This is a genomic window from Roseateles agri (genome assembly GCF_034043675.1).
Lineage (GTDB): Bacteria > Pseudomonadota > Gammaproteobacteria > Burkholderiales > Burkholderiaceae_C > KK5.
The window spans coordinates 495,170-516,546 of the sequence record NZ_JAXCLA010000007.1; the positions used below are offsets into that span (position 1 = coordinate 495,170).

The following is a 21,377-nucleotide window of genomic DNA, read 5'->3' on the forward strand; positions in this document are numbered from 1 at the left end:
TGTCCATGACCTGAACTGTAGAGATGTTGACCTAGGGAAAACACTAGCTCATCTGGAAAGCACTGTTCGGAATTCAGGAACGTCCGGGCTCGCTGCCTCGCAGCTCGCGAACCATTTCTGCGTTGCAAGCCGGCCCGGCGCGCGCGGCATGCGATTGGGGCGCATGATCGCGCGATGAAAATTCGCCTTGGATTCGAGATCGCGTACCAGTTGCCGCAGGCGACGCCAATGATCCTGGCGCTCAACGTCCATCACTCCAGGGTGGGCGACCTTGAGCGTCCGGACCATCTGATGACGAACCCGTCCGTCACGACCAGCGGTTACCGCGACCTCTTCGGCAACTGGTGCACGCGCCTGGTCGCGCCTGCAGGGCGCTTCGTCGTGAGCTCGGACACCGTGATCCGCGATGACGGCGCTCCGGATACCCTTGCCGCCGATGCGCCGCAGGTGCTCGTCGAACGCCTGCCCGAGTCGACGCTGCTCTACCTGCTCGGCAGCCGCTACTGCGAGACCGACCTGCTGTCCGACTTCGCCTGGAAGCAATTCGGCAGCGGCCCGACGGGTTGGCAACGCGTGCAGGCGGTTTGCGACTACGTCCACGAACACATCGAGTTCGGCTACCCGCATGCGCGGCGCACCCGGTCCGCTTTCGAGGCGTTCAACGAGGGGCAGGGTGTGTGCCGTGACTATGCCCACCTCGCTGTCACGCTGTGCCGCTGCCTGAACATCCCGGCACGCTACTGCACCGGCTACCTCGGAGACATCGGCGTGCCGCCACCTCATGGGCCGATGGATTTCGCAGGATGGTTCGAGGCATTCCTAGGGGATCGCTGGTACACCTTCGACGCTCGCAACAACGTACCTCGCATCGGCCGCGTTTTGATGGGGAGAGGCCGCGATGCGAGTGACGTCGCGCTCTCGAATACCTTCGGGCCCAACGAACTGGATGGCTTCAAGGTCTGGTGCGATGAGGTGCACTGATGGTGAAGCGCAGCTCAAATGGCACTCGTCCACCGAAGCCAAGGCCTGCGGACCAGATGGGTGTCTCGACGGCTGAGCGCGACGAGTTGCGACGCCAGGGCGCCAAGGCCGCTGCGCGCGGAGAGCATTCGATATCCAACCCGATGGGCGAGCACTCGAACATGCCGGGCTCCACAGGCGAGTCCGTGGACACATGGCAGCTCAGGAAGCGCGCCTGGCAACGCGGACACGACGCCCAATCCAGGGCCATTGACGCGGGGCGGGCAGACCCCGGTGCGCAAGCCGGTGCGGCCGATGCGGCAAATGGCCGACGGCCGATCGTGGGCCCCGATGACTTGGCGGCGATAGCCGAAGACATTCGCAGAGCCCGGGCGACGCTCTCGGCCTTGCTGCGCAGTGACGAAGGCATTCGCAGCCTGGCCCGCCACACCCTTGGGAGCGACCTGGAGCGGCTGACGCGCAAGATCGAGGCGGCCGTCGCCGTGCAATGCACCTTGGGCGGGCATCTGATTTCTCCGGGCATCAGCATAGGAACGGCCATCTTCCCGGACGACGGCGATCAGGCGGAGGCGCTGGTACGCATTGCCGATGCGGCGATGTACCGGGCCAAGCGCATCCGCCGCCTCGATAGTCTCCCGTCGTGAATACGCTTGCCGAACTCAGTGGCCGTCAGGCACGGTGCCATGCCAGCGGCGAACGATGCGCTGGAAGAACAGGGTGTTCGGCAACTGCAGGCTCACGCCGCCGTGCTCGTCGCCGCTTTCCAGCAGGGTGGTGTAGACCAGATTGATGTCCACCACGCGGCCCTTGACGCCTTCCTTCTCGCCGCCTTCCACCACTTCGACCACATCGCCGACCCGGAACGGCCGGGTGATGAAGATCAGCAGCGCGCAGAACAGGTTCGACAGCACGCTCCACGCGGCGAAGAAGGCCACCGCCCCCACGGTCGCGAAGCCCGTGAACGCGGTCCACAGCACGGCGCCCGACACACCCATGCGCTCCAGCGCCCACAGCGATGCGCCGCCGTACACCACGAAGCCGATGACGCGCAGGAACAGCTCGGACAGCTTGACCGGCAGCGCGTACGTCGTCGTGAGGCGGCGGGTGAGATGGCGCGCGAAGCGCATTACCAGCCAGGCGAACAGGCCGATCAGCAGCACCTCGACGGCCGGCACGAAGATGTCCAGCCAATCGGCCGTCCATACGGGGAGCGAGTCGTGCAACGTCTGGAGGATCTTGTTCATGGCGGGAATCATGCACCATCGAGTGCAGGTCTTGCCGTCAGATCAGGCCCAGCGTGAACGCCTTCAGTGTGGCTGCCGCGCGCGTCGAGCATTCGAGCTTGCGGAACACGCTTTCGATGTGCGTGCGCACGGTGCTGGGGCTGATCTCCAGCACCCGGGCGACCTCCTTGTTGCTCTCGCCCAGGCTGATGCGCCGCAGCACATCCGCCTCGCGCGCTGACAGCGAGATCGCCGCCTTGGCTGGCGTGCGCGGCCGCGAGCCGGCCAGCGCCGCGAGGGCGGCTTCGACCACCTCCGCGTCGAAACGCCCTTGCGCCGCCTCGTCGCGAAGGACCTGAGCCGCGCCGGCGGCGTCGAAGGCGGGCCGCCAGGGTCGCGGCGAGCGCAGGGCGACCAGCGCGACCGCGGTCGCGATGATGCGATGCGGCACCGTCAGCGCCGCGGCGCTCAGGCTGCGGAAGTGTCCGGAGCCATCGAGGCGCTCGTAGGCGTACGAAGCCAGATCCGCCTCCGCCTTCAGCACCGGAATGTGGCTGGCTGCGCGGAAGGTCCAGTAAGGCATCAGCCGCACCCGCTCCCGGTCGGCCGCCGTCAGGCGCCCGGTTCGTTCCCAGAGGTGGTTGGGCAGGGCGGCGCGGCCTATGGCGTGGATCAGGCCGGCTCGTTGCAGCAGCGCCTGCGTGTTCGCGTCGAGCCCCAACTGGGCCGCGGTGGCGGCGGCGCAGGCCGCCACCTGGCGGGATTGGCCTGCGAGCCAGGGCAGCTTGAGGTCGGCAACGTCGGCGATCAGTTCCAGCGGCACGTCGCGCCCAACCAGGGTCAGGTCTTGCGTAGGCCCCTGGGGCTGGTTTTCGTCGAGGGTCGCCAGCCATTGCGGCGCGGTGCGCTGCAGGCGCTGGACCAGCGGCGCCGGATATTTCTCGTCGGACAGGCTCGCGATCTTCTCGAGCGCGGCTTCCAGGCCGCGGGCCCGGCTCAGGATCTCCAGGTCGCTGGCGAGGGCCACGTGATAGACCACTGGCGGCACATCATCCGCCCTCAGCCTGCCCGGATTGCCGCGGCCGTCCCAGGTCTCGAAGATATTGCGCAGGCCGGCCTCGACCTGGTCGTCCATGCCCAACTGGGAGGCGATCTCGCCGGACACCTCGCAGTGGATTTCCGCCAGCGGCACGATGGCCGCGGCGCGCTCCGCGTTGATCGGCAGGGTCATCTCGAACAGCGCGTCGCGCCCGGCCACGTCGTCGCCCAGCAACTGGTCGAAGCCGGCGGCATTGGCCGTGCATCCCGACCAGCGCAGCAGCGAGACGTCGTGCGCGGACTGGCAGTCGCGGTCGGTGCCGCCGTCCTCCGCCGCCAGCCGGGCCGCGAGCCAGGCCGTGCGGTGCGAATGGTCGGTTGGACGGCCCATGCTCAGGTCGCCGATGAAGGCGAGGGCGAGCATGGCGTCGCGGACGGCGATGCGGGCGGCGGGGCGTGGGTCGGTCGATCGACCGATACCGGCTGAGGGGGCGATTTCCGACACTGACTTCACGCGCTTCAAAGCGCGCTTCAACAAAGCCATCAACTCTATCGGAGAAGCTCTCATGAACACACGTCGCATCCTCTCCTCGCTCGCCCTCGGCACCGCGCTGCTGACGGGTGGCCATGCCGCTATCGCCGCCGAACAGCCCTCGGTCGTCATCGTCCACGGCGCCTTCGCCGATGGTTCCGACTGGGCCAAGGTGATCCCGCTGCTGCAGGCCAAGGGCATCAAGGTGACCGCGGTGCAGAACGGCCTGGAATCGCTGGCCGGCGACGTGGCGACCACCCGCCGCGTCATCGACAACCAGAAGGGCAAGGTCGTACTGGTCGGCCACTCCTGGGGCGGATCGGTGATCACCGATGCCGGCCAGGACGACAAGGTCTCCGCGCTGGTCTACGTGGCCGCCTTCGCGCTGGACGCAGGCCAGTCCACCGCCGAGGCTGGCAAGGACTACCCGACGCCTCCCGGCATCACCAAGCTGGTGGCCGATTCGAAGGGCTACCTGTCACTGCCGCCGGAAGCCCTGGCCGAAGACTTTGCCCAGGACGTGCCCGCCGCCCAGGCTGCCGTGATGGCGGCCACGCAAGGCCCGATCCAGGCCAAGGCCTTCGGGGACAAGGCCACCGGCGCGGCCTGGAAGACCCGCTCGTCCTGGTACATCGTCGCGTCGGAAGACCGCATGATCCCGCCGGATCTGGAGCGTGCGATGGCCAAGAAGATCGGCGCCAAGGTCAGCACCCTGCCGACCAGCCACGTGCCGCAGCAGTCGCGCCCTGCGGACGTGGCCGCGGTGATCATCGATGCGGTGAACGCCAGCACGAAGTAATCATCTTTGCTGGCATGCAATAGGATGCCCGCTTAGATCCAGAGGCCGGGCTCGCGCTGAAACCGCGAGCCCGGCACATTACTTTCCGGGCGGGACGAATCATGGACAAACTGGGGGCGATGGAGGCGTTCGTGCGCGTCGTGAAGGCTGGCAACTTCAGCCGTGCCGCGGAGTCGATGGGCATTGCCAAGGCTTCGTTGACGCGGCAGGTCCAGATGCTGGAGGCGGAAGTGCGCACGCCGCTGCTGAACCGCACGACCCGCCGGATGACGATGACCGAGGCCGGCACCGCCTACTACGAGCGCGCGGTGCAGGTGCTGGCGGACATCGAGGAGATGGAAGGCAGCATCCTCGACGACGTGAAGGCGACGCCGCGGGGCCGGCTGCGGGTCGATGTGGGCGCCACCGTCGGGCACTTTCTGATCATTCCGGCGTTGGCCGAGTTCCATCGCAAGTATCCGGACATCACGATCGACCTGGGTGTGTCGGACCGGCCGGTGGACCTGATCGGCGACAACGTCGATTGCGTGATCCGCGGCGGCGAAGTGACGGACCAATCGGTCATCGCCCGCAACCTGGGGCGCCTGAGCATGGTGATCGCCGTCTCGCCCGAGTACGCGAAGGAGCACGGCCTGCCTACCGATCCGGAAGACCTGGAGCATCAGCATCGGGTGGTGAACTACTTCTCCCATCGCACCGGCCGCACCGATGCCTGGCGCCTGGAGCGCGACGGCGAGATGACGGAGTTCAGGCCCCGGCACGTGCTGGCCATCAACGACTCCACCTCCAACATCCTGGCGGGTCTCAATGGGCTCGGGGTGATCCGGACGACCACGGTGGCGGCGTCCAGCTATCTGCAGTCGGGCCGGCTGCTGCGCGTGCTGCCGGAATGGACGGTGCCAGCGCTGCCGATCCACATCGTCTATCCGTCCAACCGCAGGCACGGCGCGCGCCTGCGCGTCTTCGTGGACTGGATCGTGGAACTCTTCCGGCAGACGGAGGAGACGCTGCGCAAGCATTCGCTATCCCTGGCGGATCGCCGGGAAGTGCCGAGCGCGAGGACGCTCGGCTGATCAGCGTCGGGCGATCAGGCGCTCGGCCTGGCCCTGGGAGAACTGAGGGCTGCTACCGGCTCCTTCCGGCGCCACTGCTGCCGATGCGCTGCCGGCAGGGGCGGGGAGCGTGAGCGCCACGTAACACCAGGCGCCCACGACCGACAGGCTGACGACGATTTCGGCGAGCAGCTTCACGGGCAGGACTCACTCGGCGTTGGTCACCGCGGCGGCGCGTGCTGCGGGCACGTCGTTGCCGATCGACTTCGCATAGGCTTGCAGTGCGTTCAGCTGGGCCTTCGGTGCTTCGAGGGCGACGCTGGCGTAGCGTTGTTGCTCGCCGACTTGCGAAGCAGCGGCCAGCGCGTCTTGCTTCGTCGCGCCGTTGTTGATCAGGTACTGGGCGTAGGAGCCGGCCACCAGCGTCGTGCGGCTTGCTGCGGCGGGTGCGGCAACGGTGGAGTCACCCAGCACGGCGCCGCGGTATTGGTCGTAGCTCGATGCGCTGGCCGGGGCGGCGCCCAGCAGCGAGGCGGTGGAGATCAGGGCAGCAGCGATGGTCAGAACGGTTTTCATGATCAGATCCTTTCGGTTGGTGCTTCGGACTCCGCACTTGCTTCGTCCATGGGCTGAACTCTAGGACTGATGGCTCCGGGTAAACACTAGGCGCGGCCGAATGCATCGTTCAACAAATCCGAAAGATGAAAAAACGCCGCCCGGCGACTGGCCGGGCGGCGTTTGCATGGGCTTCGATCGATGCGAATGCCTAGGCCATGGCCAAGTGCTCCAGCGGCAGCAGCCTCGAATCCTCCAGCGCAGCCGTCCTGTGACCGAGCCCGGCCAGGTAGGCCTCATGCGAGGCGAAGGCCATGAAGGCCGCGGCGGACGACTGCTGCACCAGCAGCGCGGCATCCCAGCGCTCGTGCTGCGGCCCGATCAGGAAGTGGCCGCCCCGGCCGAAGAAGAGCACGCGGCCTCCCGAGGCCTCCAGATGGGGCAGCGTCTCGCGCATGTAGATCAGGTAGGCCGCCTCGCCGGTGATCGGCGCTGCCGGCGCGAGATGCGGGCTCGCGGCGTAGTCCGCAAGGGCGCGATACCTGAGCAGGTTCAGCATCACGACGGGGCCGACGATGCCGCGCATGAAGAAGGCACGACCGGCCTCCTGGGTCGGTTCCAGATAGGCGGCTGTCATGCCTCCTCCACCAGCAGGACGGCCTGGCCGCCAACCTCCACGACCCGACCGCCGAGCACCGGGACCTGGGCTTCGGCCTCCGCGCGCGAGGAGAACCACGGGTTGAGGTGGCCGGCCTTGCTTCGGAGCAGATCGAAGTGGGTCAGTTGAGCCTCGTCCATCGAAGTCAATGCACGGCTGTACTGTTCCCAGCTCCGAAAGCCCGATTCGACGGCCAGCATCAGCAGCACGTGCTTGCGCTGGACGATGGCCCGCTGGCGGAACAGCTCGGGCAGCGACAGGCCACGCAAGGCGCGTGTGGTCAGCAGGCGGCGCAGTACCGGCAGCGAGTTCGCGAGCGACTCCGAAGCGGCTGCGCGGTGCAGCGTCCTGGCCAGTGAACGAACGAGGTCCGCCGCGGTGAGGCGAGCCGCAGGCGAATGGTTAGGGGAGGCGAAATGCATACCAAGTCCTCTGGATGCGGCCCACTCGCTGATGGCCGAAGGATGGTATGCAAGCAGGGTGCTTGCGGATGAGCGGTGCCAATGCTTTCGCGAGACGGGCGCCCGGTGAGCCCGGCGGCGATTGTATGGGGCTAGGCCTCGTCCACCCGGATCACCTCCGCGGCAGCCCGCAGATAGGCCAGCGCTGCCTCGGGGTTGCGCGCGCGCTGGGCGACTTCCTCCAGCGAGCCGTCGCGGCGCAGTGCCTTGTTGAGTTCGGCCACCTCGTCGTCGCCCAGGGCGCGGGCTGCGTCGAGCGCCTGCATCAGGTCGAGCAGGCCGCCGCGCTTGGGGCGCGAGACGTCGGGGCACAGCTGGCGCATCAGCGCCGGCTGCGTGCGCAGTGCGTCGGCCAGCGCCAGCGCTTCACGGTCGCGCAGCGGTGCAAGGCGGCCGGTGCCGTGCAGCAGCATCGGCGCCAGTGCGCGCAGCAGGCGCGAGGGCAGGTTGGCGTACAGATCACGCAGCAGGGTCGCGGCCGCGTGCAGTTGCAGGCGGATCGCCGCGCGCGCCACCGGCAGCAGGGCGGGCTCCTTGTCGACCTCGTAGCGCCACACGCAGGCGGCGGCGAGGTAGAGCGCGGCGAGGGCATCACCCAGGCGCGCCGACAGCAATTCCATGCGCTTGAGCTTGCCGCCGAGCAGGCCCATGGCGAGATCGGCGGTGAGCGCGTAGCGGGCCGACAGCGAGGCGATGAGCCGTGCCTCGGCGCGCAGGTCGGCCGGCGGGTTGCCATGCAAAGGCGCGCCCGCAAGGCTGCGCCAGAGGTTGCGCAAGACATGACCCCCGTGGCCCAGCAGGGCGCGGCCCAGGCGCTCGGGGTCCTGGGCCTGCACGGCCTGCATCTCTTCCAGCACGAAGGGGTGGCAGCGGGTCGCGCCCTGGCCGAAGATGATCAGCGCCCGCGACAGCAGGTTGGCGCCTTCCACGGTGATGGCGATGGGCGCATGGCGGTAGGCCACGCCCAGCAGGTTGCGCGGGCCGGAGATGATGCCCTTGCCGCCCAGAACGTCCATGCCCTCGTTGACGGCGCTGCGACCTGCCTCGGTGAGCTGCACCTTCAGGATGGCGCTGGCGACGCTGGGGCGCTCGCCGGCATCGAGCGCGGCGGCGGTGTAGCGCCGCGCGGCGTCGGTGGCGTAGAGCCGCGCGGCCATCTGCGCGGTGATGCCCGCGATGGCGTGAAAGCGCCCGATCGGCAGGCCGAACTGCTGGCGCACCTGCCCATAGCCGTTGACCACGAACAGCGCCGTCTGCTGCATCGCCGCGCCCAGTGCCGGCAGCGAGATCGCGCGGCCGGCGGCCAAGCATTCCATCAGCATGCGCCAGTCCTGGCCGATGCGCTCCTCGCCGCCGATCACCCAGTCCATCGGCACGAAGACGTCCTCGCCGCGAATCGGCCCGTTCATGAAGGCCGAGTCCATCGGCCGGTGGCGGTGGCCGATCTCCATGCCCGGCGTGGGCACGGGCAGCAGCGCGCAGGTGATGCCTAGCTCCTGCTGCCCCTCGGGCCGCGAGGGATCGATCGCCTGGAAGGCCAGGCCCACGACGCTCGCCACCGGCGCAAGCGTGATGTAGCGCTTGTCGAAACGCACGCTGAAGCCGCGCACCGTGCGGCCGTCAATGGTCCGCTCCGTCAACACGCCGCGGTCCGGAATGGCCGCAGCGTCGAAGCCGGCGTAGGGCGAGGTCAGGCCGAAACACGGCAGCTCGCGGCCGTCGGCCAGCCGCGGCAGGTAGTGCTGCTGCTGAGCCGGCGTGCCGTAGCGCAGCAGCAGCTCGGCCGGGCCCAGCGAGTTCGGCACCATCACCGTGACCGCGCAGGCGGTGTTGACGGTGGCGATGCGCGTCACCACCTCGGCGTGCGCGTAGTGGCTGAAGCCGAGGCCGCCATACTCCTTCGGAATGATCATCCCGAAGAAGCGGCGCTCGCGCAGATAGGTCCACACCTCCGGCGGCAGATCGCCGGCCTCGTCGATCGCATGGTCGTCGAGCATGCCGATCAGCGGGGTCACCTCTTGCTCGAGGAAACGGCGCTCGTCGTCCGTGAGCCGGTTGGGCCCGCGCGAGATCAGCGCACCGAAGTCCGGCTGGCCGGCGAACAACTGACCCTCGAAGCCGACCGTGCCGGCCTCCAGTGCCGCCCGCTCGGTATCGCCCATAGCGGGCAGAGCCTTCGAGAACGGCGCCATCGCCAGGCGCCCGAGGAGTCGATGCAGTCCCATGCGTCGAGGCTAGGCCCTCGTGACTACCGGCAACGCCAGCCTAGGGCGCGCTCTGACGTAGGACTCAAGGCCGCCGTGGACTGGTCGACGCTTCTGATCTGGAGTGGAGCGGGTGATGGGAATCGAACCCACGTAGTCAGCTTGGGAAGCTGAAGTTCTACCATTGAACTACACCCGCACTTGCATTTCCCGTTGCAGATCAACGGGTTAGGCGTCAAGTCCTTGATTCAGCGTAGGTTTTTACACCTGCGGGCCAAAATCTACTACCTGTCCGGACTTGTCCGTAACAGGGGGCTCTTGTCGCCTTGGCGTAGCATTGGCGTAACTTTTTTGAGGGCCGGCTCCCAGGTCCGGAAAGTTACGCCGCTGCGGCGCCGGGACGAGTATAGGGCGATGCGTTTTGATCCCAATGCGGCCAAGCTGCTCAAGCCTGGCCAGCACCTGCTGGTGGAAGGCTGTGACGGTCTGAGGCTGGAGGCAAGCGCCTCGCGCAAGAGCTGGATCTACCGGTACAAGAGCGTTGCGGGCACCATGCGGCAGACCAAGCTCGGGCAGTGGCCAGCGATGCCGATGGCGGCCGCGGTGTCGGCATGGCAGGCGCTTGTCGACGTGCGCGCCGCTGGACAGGACCCCAAGGCCGTCAACCGCCGGAAGCCGACCACCGAGCTGGCCGGCTACGCGGTGCGCCGGCTCGTCGACGACTACCTCGATGGCCACATCGAGCACAACCGCAAGCCCGCCGGCGTCACGGCCGCCAGGCGAGCGCTGACGACGCTGCTGGACGAGGAACGCGTCTTCGCGAGCATGCAGGCGGCCGAGGTCACCCGATCGCTGGCGTTCGATCTGCTGGAGGCGCGCAAGAGCACGCCGACGGCCGCCACCAAGCTGCGTTCGATGCTGGCCAGCGCGTGGGACTACGCGCTCGATGCCGGCCGCCTCGGCGAGGACTCGCCAAACTGGTGGCGCCAGGTCCAGCGCGGCCGGCTCAAGAGCAAGGGCAAGATCGTCGGCGGTGAGCACCAGGGGCGCGCGCGGCGCGTGCTGTCGCCGGCGGAGATCTCGCAGCTGCTGGCCTGGCTGCCGGCGATGCATGAGGTCGGGCGCGACGCGACGGTGCTCTACCTGTGGACCGGCGTGCGCGGCTCGGAGATCTTCTCCCTGCGGCCAGAGCACCTGCAGGAGGAGCGTGGCGTGTTGTGGTGGGTGATCCCGAAGGCGCTGACGAAGAACGCGCACCACGAGTTCGCCGTCGACCTGCGCGTGCCGCTGTTCGGTCGGGCGCTGGACGTGGTCAAGCGGCGAGCGGCCGCGGTGGGGAAGTCAGGGGCGCTCTTCGAGGACGAGAAGGGCGAGCAGTACACGCAGAAGGCGTTCTCGACCTACGTCTATGACCTGCAACCGTACAGCGCCAAGGCCCGGCGCATGGAAGGCCGGCGCCTCACCGTGCCGGTGACGGGCTGGACGCCCCACAACCTGCGTCGCACGGCCCGCACGCTGCTGGCCAGCCTGAAGTGCCCCAAGGAAGTGGCCGAGGCGATGATCGGCCACTTGCCCGAGGTGATGGACGCGACGTACAACTCGCACAGCTACGATGCCGAGCGGCTGCTGTGGCTGAAGCGCCTGGCTGCGCATCTGGAGAAGCTGGCCAAGCATCAGCCACCGGTCGACGGCTTGCCGGCGCGGCCGTAGCCTGCGCCCTTGGGTGGCGCCAGGTCGGACACCGGGCGCGTCAGCGCGAACTCCCGCAGATCCTGCACCAGCCAGCCGGTGCGGTTCGCGCTGATCTTGCGGGGCTTGGGCAGCGCGCCGGAGTTCACGAGCACGTCGATCGTCGACAGGGACACCGACAGGAACGCCGCGGCTTGCGGCTTGGCCAGGAACATGGGTTCCAGGGCGATGATGGTTTCAGCAGCCATTGACGGCCTCCTGCGCGCCGGCGTCGATCGCCGGCGACGTTGAAAACAGCCCGCCACGGCTGGCATCGAGCGCAGCGCTGCAGGCGGGGTTGAGCCAGACCACTTCGGTCCGGTGACTCGTGCCGCGGCCGCCGCTGATGCGAGCGGTCGTTTCGTGGCGATTCCAGGCCTGCAGCGCGCCGTCGTACAGGCTTGACGCATAGCCGCAGAGGATCACCATGCCGTCGACGGCGAGCAGCGCGTCGATCAGGCGGCGGTGGCCAGCGTCGTCGAGCTCGTGACGGTAGCCGCCCTTGTTCCGCATGTGCCGCGTGGCGTGCACGTACGGCGGATCGACGAAGTGCAGCGTGTCGGGCCCGTCGTGGGCCTGGATGACGGCGATCGCCTCGCGGTTCTCGATCAGGACGCCGGCGAAGCGCTCGCCGATCGCCGCGATCGAGTCGGGGTAGGCCGCCCAGTTGTGCTGGGCGGTGCCGTACTTGCGGCGAGTGTCCGTGCGGAAGCCCGTCGTGGCCTTGGTGGCGCCGGCGCTGCCGAATCCCATCGCCGCGCGCACGCAGGTGCGCCGGGCGCGTTCTAACGCGTCGTCGGTGGGCTGATAGCTGCCGTCGAACTCCTCGCGGGCGTAGGGCGTGAGCCGGCAGGCTTCGACCAGGTCAGCGCGCATGGCTGGATCCCGCACCACGCGAAAGAAGTTGACGATGTCCCCGTCGAGGTCGTTGTACACCTCGGCATAGACGCGCGGCTTGCGCAGCAAAACTCCGGCCGCACCGCCGAAGGGCTCGACGTAGCAGCCATGGGGGGGCATGAACTGCAGGATCCAGGGCGCCAGGCGGAACTTTCCGCCGTGGTAGCGCAGGGCTGGACGGGTGACGGTTTCAGCGGCCACCGGGTGTCTCCTCTTGCAGATCCGCTTTGGCTGCGCGCAGTTGATTGCGCCATCCTGGACCGCGCAGGCTTACCTCGTGAGTGCGCGGTCCTCGCAACCAGAGTGAGTAAGACACGCGGCCATTGGCCAGCATGTCGATGCGATGCGACAGTTCGGGCCGAACGAGCCCGAACTGCGGCGGGAACCACCAGTGGAAGCGCGATGCCTCGACCTCCTCGAGGTAGCCGCCCCACAAGATCAGCCGCACAGCGATCGCCGGGTGGGTGTGATAGCAGCGGGGCACATCGGCGCGCACGAACTTGTGCAGCTCAAGCCGCCAGCCGCGGAAGCTGGCCAGGTGCTTGATCCACATGATGGGCTCGCCGGCGACCGTACCGATCCACTGGTCCCAGTTCATGAGGCATCTCCCACTGGCGTACGCACAGCTCGTCGGTCGAATGCCCGCAGCGCCGGCGCGAGTGTGTCGGGCAGCACGGCCCAAGCGACGTAGAACTCGGCGCCATGGAGCCGCGTGCCGGCGAAAGAACGAAAACCCAGGAACTCGCCGTCCTCGCTGCACCAGCACGGCGCCATGATGTGGAAGCCATCGCAGGGGTTCAGCAGCAGGCAGTCTCGCGTGTCGCGTGGCGGGATCTCTGACGCTGGGCGGAAGTCAAGCACGAAGTGCGGCGCCAGGCTGACGAAGCGCTCGCCGTACTGCTCGACGGCGGCAAGCAAGTCGCCGATGCCATGCCCGGGGGAGAGTTTCCGTGCCTCGGCGCGCACGGTGTTCCACGCCATTGCGATGGAGTTCTCATCCCAGATCCGCGGCTGTTCGGCGACTCGCGCCGGCAGTCCGCGCTCTCTGACCGGTGCTGCGCTCGGAGTCACTGAGATCCCGCGATAGATGCCCATCAGCGTCTTGTCCGAGATGGTGCTGATGGCACCGAACTGCTCGGCGAGCGGATGCTTTGCCGCGACCATCAGAGCGCCGATGTGGTCGGGCGGGTACAGGTCGCCGTTGACGACGGTGTAGCCGAGCTGCATGAGCTCTTCCAGAGCATGCGTCTTCAGGAAGTCGTCGTGCGTCGACACGTCGCCGGACTGGGCGTAGCTCGGGTCTTGTCGCTTTGGTGAGTGCAGCATCAGAAAAGTCCTTCCTGCTGAGGCGTCGTTGCCGGCGCCGGTGTGTTTGCGAGGTGATGGAGGATCCAGGCCTGCACGGCCTGGGCGGCTTCGAGGTAGGCGGCGCTGGGCGTGCCCTTGACTTCCTGGCCAGGCACGTAGGTGCGCCAGATCCGGTCGCGCAGGTCTTTGGGCAGGGCGTACCAGTGGCGCGTGCAGCCCCACATCGCCGGCGGGCACTGAGCGGTGCAGCCGGGCCAGTGGCAGTGATGCTTGCGCGTCTGGCCCTGGCTCTTGACGTAGGCGACCTTGTGGCTGACGCCGGCGAGCACGCTGGATGGGACACCGAAGAAGCCGAGGCGGCCGCCGTACGGGATGAGCCGCTCGAAGGCCTTCGCCTGGTCGAGCACGAAGCCGTAGGGCCCGAAGAAGTACTCGCTCGGGTGTTGCTTCACGCAATCGGTGATGACGGCCTCGCCGACGATGCCGCCGACCATCGACTCGCGGTCTTCGGGGTAGCCGAGGTGCCGCCAGGATTCGAGATCGTCAAGGTGATCGCGCTTGCTGTACGTCACGCCGGCGTGGATCAGCACGCGGCCGCGGAACTTGGTCGACCAGGTGCGGTTCTCCACCGGCTTGATGCAGTGGCTGATGAGCCACGCGTAGGGCTGGCGGACCGACAGGCAGGGGATCATCTCCTCGGCCAGGTCGGCCCCATCGCGATCGAACTCGGGCGGCCTCATGGCGTGGGCCCGATCGGAAAGCCGTTGTGCTCGATGCCGTCGAGCAGGCGGCCGGCGGTCTTCTTGCCTGGTCGGATCAGGCCGCGATAGGCCACGCCGTCCACCATGTCGTCAGGGTCGGTGACGAAGTGGCCGGCCAGGCTGATGAAGCCGTCGTGCTTCGCCAGTTCGGCATTGAACTCAGGGTCGCCCTCGCGTGCGACGAGCGGCTCGGCCATGCCGCTGTCGACCTCGATCCACTCGCCCCACTGCTTGAACAGGAAGGGCACGTCAGGGCGCGTGCACTGATCGCGCAGGCTGCGTGCCCAGTCCGGATGCATCGGCCGGGCCTTGGGGCCGCTCTCGCCGCCGGCGATGATCCAATTCACTGCTGGCACGTCGTCTGCCGGCACGCCCTCGTCGTTCACGCATTCCGTCGTGCCGATGAGTGGATAGATCTCGGCGTCCCCGCCGCAGACCTGGATGCGGGTCAGATCGATGGGCCCGAGCATGGGTTCAATCGACAAGAACCTCATGTGCGCCGGCGTGGCCAGCAGCTTGGGGATGTCGCGGTCGGCCTCGGCCTGGTTGACGGCGGTCGCGCCGAGCCAGACATTCGGCCATGGCCAGGCCGCGAAGGGCACTGAGTAGCCGATGTCGAGGTCTGCGATCGCGGCCTTGATCATGGCCTCGGCGTTGCCGATACGCTTGGTGAGCAGCAGCCAGTCGAGCCGCGGTGTCTTGCGGATCAGCTCGAACAGGTCGGCACGCCAGGCTGGATCGACCTGGTTGTCGAACACGTCGGCCAGCGATGCGCAGAAGACGCGCCGCCGGCGGCCGTGCTCGCGTTCGAAGGCGTCAGCGCCGAGGTTCCAGGCGACGGGCTTGCGCCAGTTCGCGACGCTCGTCCGCCGGCGTGGAGCGCCCGGGCCCCAGTTCACGGCTTGGCCGCCGGCGTACCGTGCGTTGCGGTTCTCGGCGTAGCAGTTGTCGCAGCCGGGGCCAGCGTGCTGGCAGCCTTCCCATGGGTTGAAGGTGCTGTCGCACCATTCGATGTTGCTGCGGTCAGCCATGGCACACCTCCTCTCCTTGGGCCAGCATCAGCGCCGCGGCGACGGGCCGCACCCAGACCGGCGCAGCGCTGAGCTGGAAGGTCTCGCCGGCGTCGGCCAGCATCAGCGTGCGCAGCATCTCGTCGGCGATCGCGCGAGCCGATGCGCGTGGCACCGCGTTTCCGATGCGCTCGCGCCAGGCCTGGTCGCTGGTACCGTCGAGCTGGAATGCGGCCGCCTCGATCGGGTCTTCGGGGTCGAACAGGCTTTGCAGTGCGGCCAGCTCCAGCGTGGTGAAGGGCCGGTGCCACGTGTTGTCCTCAGCGAGGATGTGGGCGACGAGGCGATCGTTTGCAGCCGGCATGGCCGCGACTTGCACCAGATCGCAAACTCGCGGATCCGCTACCGACCAGCGGCCGTTGTCGTGGCACGCTGCCGCGCTGACTGCGCCGCAACTGCTGGACCAGGGCACGACGCCGAGGTGGCCACCCGTCAGGTAGGCGGCGCGATCCGGCGACATACTGGTGCGCGGGTCGGCGACCGCGTAGGCGCCGCAGTCGTCCCCTGCGATCACCGTTCCAGAGCTGCCACCCCATCCCGCCACTGGGTACTTCGTGAACAGGCGACCCTGAGCTGTCGGCCGCGGGTCTGCGACGGACAGATGGCCGCCTTGGACGCCCTTGCCGCCGGCGGTGACCGTTCGGCTCGTGTCCTCGAAGCCGGCCACGTGCAGGTGGCCGTGGCGGCCGTCCCAGGCCGGTCGCGGATCGGCAAGCGCCTGGCCAGTCCCGTGCGCGCTGGTGACCGCCATGGCCGAACCCGACCATCGGACGATGCGGAACTCGTTCGAGTGCTTCGCCGGCCCGGTGTGCCGCGGATCGGCGACGCTGTAGGAACCCTGACCAGGCCCTTGCTGACCAGCGATCGCGCCCGTCGAGTCTTCCCAGCGGCGCACGCCGTAGGCCTGCCCATCACGCCAGAGTGCGCGCTGCTGGAATCGGACGTCGGCCACCGAGAAGGTGCCGTTCATCGGCAACGACTGTCCGGCCACGACGCCGGTGGAATCCTCCCAGCGGCGCACGCCGAGTCCGCCGTTGTGCATCGCCGGCACGATCAGGTAGTCGCGCAGCACGCCGTCTTCCACAGCCAGCCGGTTCAGGCTGCGCCAGTCCTTGCCGGCCTCGACGAAGGCCAGGCGCACCCAGGTCTTCCAACTGAGCTGCGGCACGCGGTGCATCGGCCCGGCCGTCAGATCGCCGGGTAGCGGCATCTTGCTGAGTACGTCGCCCACGGCACGCAGCGGCCGGCGCGGCGGCTCGTACAGCAGGTTCGGCACCTTGGCGATGTGTCGGGCCACCAGCAGGAAGCGCTTGCGGCTCTGCGCCAGGCCGCCCAGCTCGCCGCAGTCGTGCGTGGTCTCGGCCACGGCGTAGCCGTAGGCGCGGAGCATGGCCGAGATCTGATCGAGCAGCGCGCGGCCGCGCGTGGCCAGGCGCGGCACGTTCTCGAACAGGATCAGTTCGGGCGGGTCGTCGGCCCAGGCCTCCAGGGTGAGCCAGACGCCGCGCAGCGTGAGCCGATTCAGCGCCTGGTACTTGGCCGTCAGGCTCTTCGCCTGCGACAGCAGGCCGCTGAAGCCCTTGCACGGCGCGGACAGGAAGACCGCGTTCGGACGGCGGAAGCCCGCGGCTCGACGGATGTCGTCGGGCGTGGCCTCGCGCCATCCGGGTGGCGGCTCATGGCCGTGATAGGCCACGTACTGCTCGCGGTCCATCAGGTCCATGTCCGTGGCACGCGTGCCGACCAGGCGCGCGAAGTCGCGGTTCGCGGCCGGGTCGACGTCGACGCTGCCCAGGCATTCCCAGTGGCCATCCAGGCCGCCGACGTTGACGTGCGAGTCCTTGAAGCCCAGTGCGCCGCCGCCAATGGCACCGAACAGGCAGAAGAAGGTCTTGACGATCGGGGCGAGTTTCATGCGCGGCTCTCCCGGCTGGACAGGGCCGTGGTGGTGGGCGCCCAGGCCGCGACCTTCAGGTCGCTATCGATTCCTTCGGCCGCCAGGCCGCTGGCTCCTGATTCCTTTCTCATGGCCGCAAGGCCACTAGACAAGACTTCCGTCGCGGACGCGGTTCGGTCGAGCCATTCCTCATCGGTGGCGCGGTCGGCCTCGGGCACGTCGGATTCCATACGGGCCATCAGGTCGAGTAGGGCCCGCAGCTCCGTGGCAAACATCAGGGCGATCGCGGCCAATCGCTTGCTCTCTTCGCTCGTCGCCTCGACCTTCCCCCCGCCCCCCTTCCCGTGTGGGTCCCGTCCAGCGGCTGGCGAGGCGGGAGTGACGGCCAAAACTTCGCCCGCGAACGTGAAGCGATCGTGGTGCGCGAGCACTGCGGCGAGCGTCTTCTTGTCGGCGATCTGCACGTCCAGGCGCATGCCGTTCTCGCCGATCAGGAACAGGCGTCCCTCATGCGCGCCGGGGAAGGGCAGGAAGTGCCCCTGATCCGTGCCTTGAGCGGTGACGCGGAAGGCGACAACGGCGGTGAGCGCAGCCGCCACAGGCGTGAGCGCGCGCATCCAGTCGATGGCAGCTTCGGGCGCGCTCATTGCTGCGGCTCCTTGGCTCGCTCTGCTGCCCCGTCGGCCGAGATGGCGAAGTTGATCGCCTTGATCGTTGCACCCAACGACGGCGACGCCGCGACGATGTCGTTCTCCACGATCTGCCCGAAGATGGTGTGGAAGACCCGTGTGAGGCCCGGCGTTTGATCCGGCATGGCAATCAGCAACTGATCCTTGAATGCGCCGGGAGCGATGCAGCGGTAGGCGACCAGGCCATGCCATGGCGCGCCTTCTTGGACCAGAACCGCCTGCACGCCATCGGTGAGTTCGAGAGTGATCGCCTCGATCTTCTTGGCTTTCAGCATCACTGGCCTCCCGTCTTGGCGTTGGGATTGGCCGGCCAGACCCTGATGACCGGTTCGTAGTGGCCCATGCGCAGCGGCTGGAGCGACTGCAGGTCGATGGTGACGACGGCGCCGACCTTGTTTGCCTGGTCGACGAGCTGCTCGGCCATGGCCTGGATGAGCGCGAGATCTGCAAGAGTGGCGGGCATTACGCGGCCTCCTTGGTGAAGTCTTCAAGGCGCGCGCCGGCGGCGATCGCGGCCTTGAGCCACGCGGGCTGAAGGCCGCGGCCGCTCCACGTTTCTCCGGTGGCGGCGTTGCGATACTTGACCTGGCCGGGCTTGGCCGGCGCATGAGCGGCGGCGAAGGCGTCGCCGGCGGCGTTCTTGCCCAGGCGTTCGTCTTCCTCGGCCTGGATCTGGCTGCTGGCCTCCTTCTCGGCCTCAGCAGCGAGTGCCGCGACCTGGTCGGCCACGCCCAGCTCGGTGGCGATGGTCCACGTGGGCTCGCCGTCGTAGTTGCTGGCCTCGATGTCCTCCAACGTGTAGGGATCGGTCAGTTCCTCGGCCATCAGCACCTGGGCCAGCAGCGTGCCGAGGAGCCTGCCGTCTTCCATGTTCACGATGCGATGGAGGAAATCCCGCTCGGCCTTGGCCCGCTCGGCCGAAGACATGAACGTATTCGCCGGAGGGATGTCCCATCCGTGGGCGCGATAGATCAGCGCGGTCGCCTCATAGGTGAGATCGCCCGCGAGCTGGGCGACGGCGAGCCGCAGAGCCGCCAGCGGCAGGCCCTGGGTGTTCATGCGCTCCAGCAGCAGCGTCTGCGCGCGGACACCGAAGAGCTTGCAGGCCCGTTCGCCACGCATGGCCGCGAGGGTCTGCTCGCTGCGCGGCTGCGGCGCTGCCGGCGACGCGCTGCTGGACGGGGCCTGTACGGCCGTCGCCGCATCGCTCAGCGTCGGCTTCGGCGGCGGTGCAGGTGTCGGCGCCGCCGGCGGACGCAGCAGGTTCTTGCTCTTGAGCAGCTTGCGCGCGTCCGTCTCGGGCACGATGCGCAGGATCTGGCCGCTGGGGCCGTGCTCCAGCGTGATGACGCCGCGCTGCTTGGCGCCGAAGATCTCCGACAGGATGCGCTTGTCCGCCGTCAGGGTGGGCGCCGGCTGGTCGAACCACAGGTGCCCGTTCGGCAGGGCCGTCGGCTTGGGCATCAGGGTGATGGCGGCAACGCCGCGCAGCACCGTGTGGCCTGCCGCTTCGGCCTCGGCGAACTTCAGCTCCCACGTCTCATGCTGCTTGGCGCGGAAGCAGGCGCTGTCCTGGCACATGTCGCCTTGCTTGACGTCGTCGAACAGATCCGGGCTCGCGCCGCTGCGCTTCTTGCAGTCGCTGCAGGGGCCGGCGATCTGGAACACCGCGCGGATATCGAACGGCGCGAGCGACAGGTCCAGCATGAACTCCTTGCGCAGGAACTCGGCCGAGGCACGGAAGCTCAGCGGCTCACCGCCGAAGCCTTCCAGGATGCGCTTGAGCGCGCTGCGCTGCTGGTCCTCGTTCGGCATGCGGGCGATCAGGCCGGCGACGCTGGCGTTCAGCTTGTCGTCGAGGAAGGCCTCGCGGGCCGGCTCGCACAGATTCAGCAGCGACAGGCGCAGGTAGATCCAGCGCTTGCTCTTGCCGATCTTGGCCGCCAGCTCCTCGACGCTGGCATAGCCCTGCATGCCTTCGCCCGGGTGCAGCAGCTTCTGCAGGCCCTCGGCCTCTTCGAGCGGATGCAGGTCATCGCGGTCGATGTTCTCCAGCAGCTGGATCTCCAGCGCCTCGAAGTCGGTCAGGTCGCGGATCAGCGCGAGGATCGTGGGCTTCTCCGCTTGCTTGCTGGCCCGCCACCGGCGCTCGCCGCAGACCAGTTCATGCGGCGGCTGGCCGTTGCCGTCGTGCCAGGCCGGATTGCGGCGAAGCAGCACGGGCTGGATCACGCCGTGCTTCTTGATGCTCTCGGCCAGTTCGTCGATCTTGGCCTGCTTGAAGCGCTTGCGCGGGTTGGTCGGGCTCGGCGCGATCAGGCCGAGCGGTACGTAGACCGCGGGTTCGGTCTTGTGCTCGATGGTGCTCATGCGCACTGGCCCTCCGTGGCCTTGGCGCCCAGCGCGCCGGGTGTGAAAACGTGTGCACCGCTCGGCACCTGGCCGGCGAGCACATTGCGGATGCGGGCGATCGTGCGGCTCACCGCCTGGGCCAGTTCGCCGCGGCTGCAGTGCGTGAGCTGGACCTGGTGCACAAACACGGCCAGGTCGATGGCGGCCAGCTCTGCGCCGCGCAGCGTCCAGTTGCCGCCGGCCTGCTGGCGGGTCATCACGGCGGCGAGCGCGGTCTTGGCGGTGTCGAACGTGACGGCGTGGTCGCTCGCGATCTGGTGCTCGACCAGGTCGGCGCCAACGTTGAACGCATCGGCCAGCTCGCGCCAGTGGTCCTCGCTGCCGCGGCCGGCGCGGAACTCGGCCAGGGCCAACTGACGCGGGCCCATGATGTGCTCGCGCTCGGTGCGCGTGAGCAGCGCGATGCGGTTGAGGGCGATCTCGATCGGCGAGGCGTCGGGCGCTTCGCCGGCCATGCGTTCGACGAAGTGGCGCTTGTGCGGCCGCCGGGTGCGGTGTGCCATGTGGGCTCCTGTGGTCAGAAGGGAAGTGACGCGTCGCCTTGCAGGCGATCGCGGAAGCGCCAGAGCTTTCTCTGGCGAAGGTCGCGGCTCAGGGGCCGTTCCTTGCGGGAAACGTAGAGGCGTCGGCTGGCCAGCAACGGCGAAAGCCAGCGGCCCTTGATGCACACGCGCGGACCGTTGTCGCAGCAACATTTCAAGCGCGCCGTGACGCGCAGCCTCGGGCCATAGATGACGTGAGGTTCGAAGCTGCTGGTGGACATGCGTCGTTCGCGCAGAGGGCTGTAGGGGTGATGCACTTCAGTCGTCCTCGCGCTCGCCGGCAGCGAGGCCCTTGTGAACGATGAAGTCGACGTCGCGGTCGGCGTCGCGCTGGGCCTCCCGGTCCGCGCTGTCTTCGCGCAACTCGGCATTGATCATCGAGATCAGCAGCTCGTGTGCGCTCGATTGCAAACGGAGCACGGTCGGCTCCAACGCCCTTTGGGCGGCGGCCCTGGCGGCGTCCCAGGCGGCGGCCCTGGCGGCGTCCCAGGCGGCGGCCCAGGCGGCGGCCCAGGCGGCGGCCCTGGCGGCGTCCCAGGCGGCGGCCCAGGCGGCGGCCCAGGCGGCGGC

General features: G+C 68.3%; 25 protein-coding genes, 1 tRNA gene and 1 pseudogene. 5 read left to right on the plus strand and 22 right to left on the minus strand.

The window, feature by feature from the left end; genetic code table 11:
• Positions 1-174 precede the first annotated feature (174 nt).
• Together SNE35_RS22610 and SNE35_RS22615 are read left to right on the plus strand one after the other, a co-directional pair.
• Positions 175-981 (plus strand): transglutaminase-like domain-containing protein, encoded by an 807-nt coding sequence (locus SNE35_RS22610; protein WP_320425273.1) that lies wholly within the window; start codon positions 175-177, stop codon positions 979-981.
• Positions 981-1,625 (plus strand): CrpP-related protein, encoded by a 645-nt coding sequence (locus tag SNE35_RS22615; RefSeq protein ID WP_320425274.1) that lies wholly within the window; start codon positions 981-983, stop codon positions 1,623-1,625. The genes SNE35_RS22610 and SNE35_RS22615 overlap by 1 nt, the downstream gene beginning before the upstream one ends.
• 15 nt (positions 1,626-1,640) lie before the next feature.
• Here SNE35_RS22615 and SNE35_RS22620 read toward each other — a convergent pair whose 3' ends face one another.
• On the minus strand, positions 1,641-2,225 hold the full coding sequence (locus tag SNE35_RS22620) for a mechanosensitive ion channel family protein (protein WP_320425275.1): 585 nt from the start codon (positions 2,223-2,225) through the stop codon (positions 1,641-1,643).
• Between the two features lie 37 nt (positions 2,226-2,262).
• On the minus strand, positions 2,263-3,666 hold the full coding sequence (locus SNE35_RS22625) for an HD domain-containing phosphohydrolase (RefSeq protein WP_320425276.1): 1,404 nt from the start codon (positions 3,664-3,666) through the stop codon (positions 2,263-2,265).
• A gap of 142 nt (positions 3,667-3,808) precedes the next feature.
• Here SNE35_RS22625 and SNE35_RS22630 point away from each other — a divergent pair, with 142 nt between their 5' ends.
• Entirely contained in the window at positions 3,809-4,573 is a 765-nt protein-coding gene (locus tag SNE35_RS22630) for an alpha/beta fold hydrolase (protein ID WP_320425277.1), read from the plus strand.
• Between the two features lie 101 nt (positions 4,574-4,674).
• The gene (locus tag SNE35_RS22635) at positions 4,675-5,646 is read left to right on the plus strand and encodes a LysR family transcriptional regulator (RefSeq protein WP_320425278.1); all 972 of its coding nucleotides are present in this window, start codon (positions 4,675-4,677) and stop codon (positions 5,644-5,646) included.
• On the opposite strand, the gene SNE35_RS22640 is transcribed toward SNE35_RS22635, so the two are convergent.
• From SNE35_RS22640 to SNE35_RS22665, 6 genes are all read right to left on the minus strand, one after another.
• Positions 5,647-5,823, minus strand: coding sequence for a hypothetical protein (locus SNE35_RS22640; protein ID WP_320425279.1), 177 nt, complete (start codon positions 5,821-5,823; stop codon positions 5,647-5,649). It abuts the gene before it with no gap.
• A gap of 9 nt (positions 5,824-5,832) precedes the next feature.
• Positions 5,833-6,201, minus strand: coding sequence for a hypothetical protein (locus SNE35_RS22645; RefSeq protein ID WP_320425280.1), 369 nt, complete (start codon positions 6,199-6,201; stop codon positions 5,833-5,835).
• Between the two features lie 190 nt (positions 6,202-6,391).
• Positions 6,392-6,817 carry a DUF1330 domain-containing protein gene (locus SNE35_RS22650; RefSeq protein WP_320425281.1) on the minus strand — a complete coding sequence of 142 codons (426 nt, stop codon included), beginning with the start codon at positions 6,815-6,817 and terminating at the stop codon, positions 6,392-6,394.
• Positions 6,814-7,260: a hypothetical protein gene (locus SNE35_RS22655; RefSeq protein ID WP_320425282.1), complete on the minus strand. Its 447-nt coding sequence runs from the start codon at positions 7,258-7,260 to the stop codon at positions 6,814-6,816. Before SNE35_RS22655 ends, SNE35_RS22650 begins: the two co-directional genes overlap by 4 nt.
• A gap of 131 nt (positions 7,261-7,391) precedes the next feature.
• Entirely contained in the window at positions 7,392-9,524 is a 2,133-nt protein-coding gene (locus SNE35_RS22660; protein WP_320425283.1) for an acyl-CoA dehydrogenase, read from the minus strand.
• 104 nt (positions 9,525-9,628) lie between these two features.
• A tRNA-Gly gene (locus tag SNE35_RS22665) sits at positions 9,629-9,702 on the minus strand.
• Between the two features lie 215 nt (positions 9,703-9,917).
• Between SNE35_RS22665 and SNE35_RS22670 the strand changes: the two genes are divergently transcribed.
• Positions 9,918-11,213 (plus strand): tyrosine-type recombinase/integrase, encoded by a 1,296-nt coding sequence (locus SNE35_RS22670; protein WP_320425284.1) that lies wholly within the window; start codon positions 9,918-9,920, stop codon positions 11,211-11,213.
• Here the strand turns inward: SNE35_RS22670 and SNE35_RS22675 are convergent.
• The 14 genes and pseudogenes from SNE35_RS22675 to SNE35_RS22740 form a co-directional block, all read right to left on the minus strand.
• Positions 11,177-11,440, minus strand: coding sequence for a helix-turn-helix transcriptional regulator (locus SNE35_RS22675; RefSeq protein WP_320425285.1), 264 nt, complete (start codon positions 11,438-11,440; stop codon positions 11,177-11,179). The two genes, SNE35_RS22670 and SNE35_RS22675, sit on opposite strands and share 37 nt — an antisense overlap.
• On the minus strand, positions 11,430-12,329 hold the full coding sequence (locus SNE35_RS22680; RefSeq protein WP_320425286.1) for a DNA adenine methylase: 900 nt from the start codon (positions 12,327-12,329) through the stop codon (positions 11,430-11,432). Before SNE35_RS22680 ends, SNE35_RS22675 begins: the two co-directional genes overlap by 11 nt.
• Positions 12,319-12,726, minus strand: a complete 408-nt coding sequence (locus SNE35_RS22685) for a hypothetical protein (protein WP_320425287.1) — start codon at positions 12,724-12,726, stop codon at positions 12,319-12,321. The genes SNE35_RS22680 and SNE35_RS22685 overlap by 11 nt, the downstream gene beginning before the upstream one ends.
• On the minus strand, positions 12,723-13,454 hold the full coding sequence (locus SNE35_RS22690; protein WP_320425288.1) for a hypothetical protein: 732 nt from the start codon (positions 13,452-13,454) through the stop codon (positions 12,723-12,725). The genes SNE35_RS22685 and SNE35_RS22690 overlap by 4 nt, the downstream gene beginning before the upstream one ends.
• Positions 13,454-14,176 carry an ASCH domain-containing protein gene (locus SNE35_RS22695; protein WP_320425289.1) on the minus strand — a complete coding sequence of 241 codons (723 nt, stop codon included), beginning with the start codon at positions 14,174-14,176 and terminating at the stop codon, positions 13,454-13,456. Before SNE35_RS22695 ends, SNE35_RS22690 begins: the two co-directional genes overlap by 1 nt.
• A complete protein-coding gene (locus SNE35_RS22700) occupies positions 14,173-15,228 on the minus strand; it encodes a phage Gp37/Gp68 family protein (protein ID WP_320425290.1) in 1,056 nt (351 codons plus the stop codon). Before SNE35_RS22700 ends, SNE35_RS22695 begins: the two co-directional genes overlap by 4 nt.
• Positions 15,221-17,182: a DNA cytosine methyltransferase gene (locus tag SNE35_RS22705; protein ID WP_320425291.1), complete on the minus strand. Its 1,962-nt coding sequence runs from the start codon at positions 17,180-17,182 to the stop codon at positions 15,221-15,223. The genes SNE35_RS22700 and SNE35_RS22705 overlap by 8 nt, the downstream gene beginning before the upstream one ends.
• Positions 17,179-17,811, minus strand: coding sequence for a hypothetical protein (locus SNE35_RS22710; protein WP_320425292.1), 633 nt, complete (start codon positions 17,809-17,811; stop codon positions 17,179-17,181). Before SNE35_RS22710 ends, SNE35_RS22705 begins: the two co-directional genes overlap by 4 nt.
• Entirely contained in the window at positions 17,808-18,128 is a 321-nt protein-coding gene (locus SNE35_RS22715) for a hypothetical protein (RefSeq protein ID WP_320425293.1), read from the minus strand. The genes SNE35_RS22710 and SNE35_RS22715 overlap by 4 nt, the downstream gene beginning before the upstream one ends.
• The gene (locus SNE35_RS22720; RefSeq protein ID WP_320425294.1) at positions 18,128-18,316 is read right to left on the minus strand and encodes a hypothetical protein; all 189 of its coding nucleotides are present in this window, start codon (positions 18,314-18,316) and stop codon (positions 18,128-18,130) included. Before SNE35_RS22720 ends, SNE35_RS22715 begins: the two co-directional genes overlap by 1 nt.
• Complete coding sequence (locus tag SNE35_RS22725; protein ID WP_320425295.1) at positions 18,316-20,223, minus strand: ParB/RepB/Spo0J family partition protein; 1,908 nt, start codon at positions 20,221-20,223, stop codon at positions 18,316-18,318. Before SNE35_RS22725 ends, SNE35_RS22720 begins: the two co-directional genes overlap by 1 nt.
• The gene (locus tag SNE35_RS22730; protein ID WP_320425296.1) at positions 20,220-20,768 is read right to left on the minus strand and encodes a hypothetical protein; all 549 of its coding nucleotides are present in this window, start codon (positions 20,766-20,768) and stop codon (positions 20,220-20,222) included. Before SNE35_RS22730 ends, SNE35_RS22725 begins: the two co-directional genes overlap by 4 nt.
• Before the next feature lie 14 nt (positions 20,769-20,782).
• A complete protein-coding gene (locus tag SNE35_RS22735; protein ID WP_320425297.1) occupies positions 20,783-21,028 on the minus strand; it encodes a hypothetical protein in 246 nt (81 codons plus the stop codon).
• 37 nt (positions 21,029-21,065) lie between these two features.
• Positions 21,066-21,377, minus strand: a pseudogene (locus SNE35_RS22740) (hypothetical protein); the annotation flags it as partial.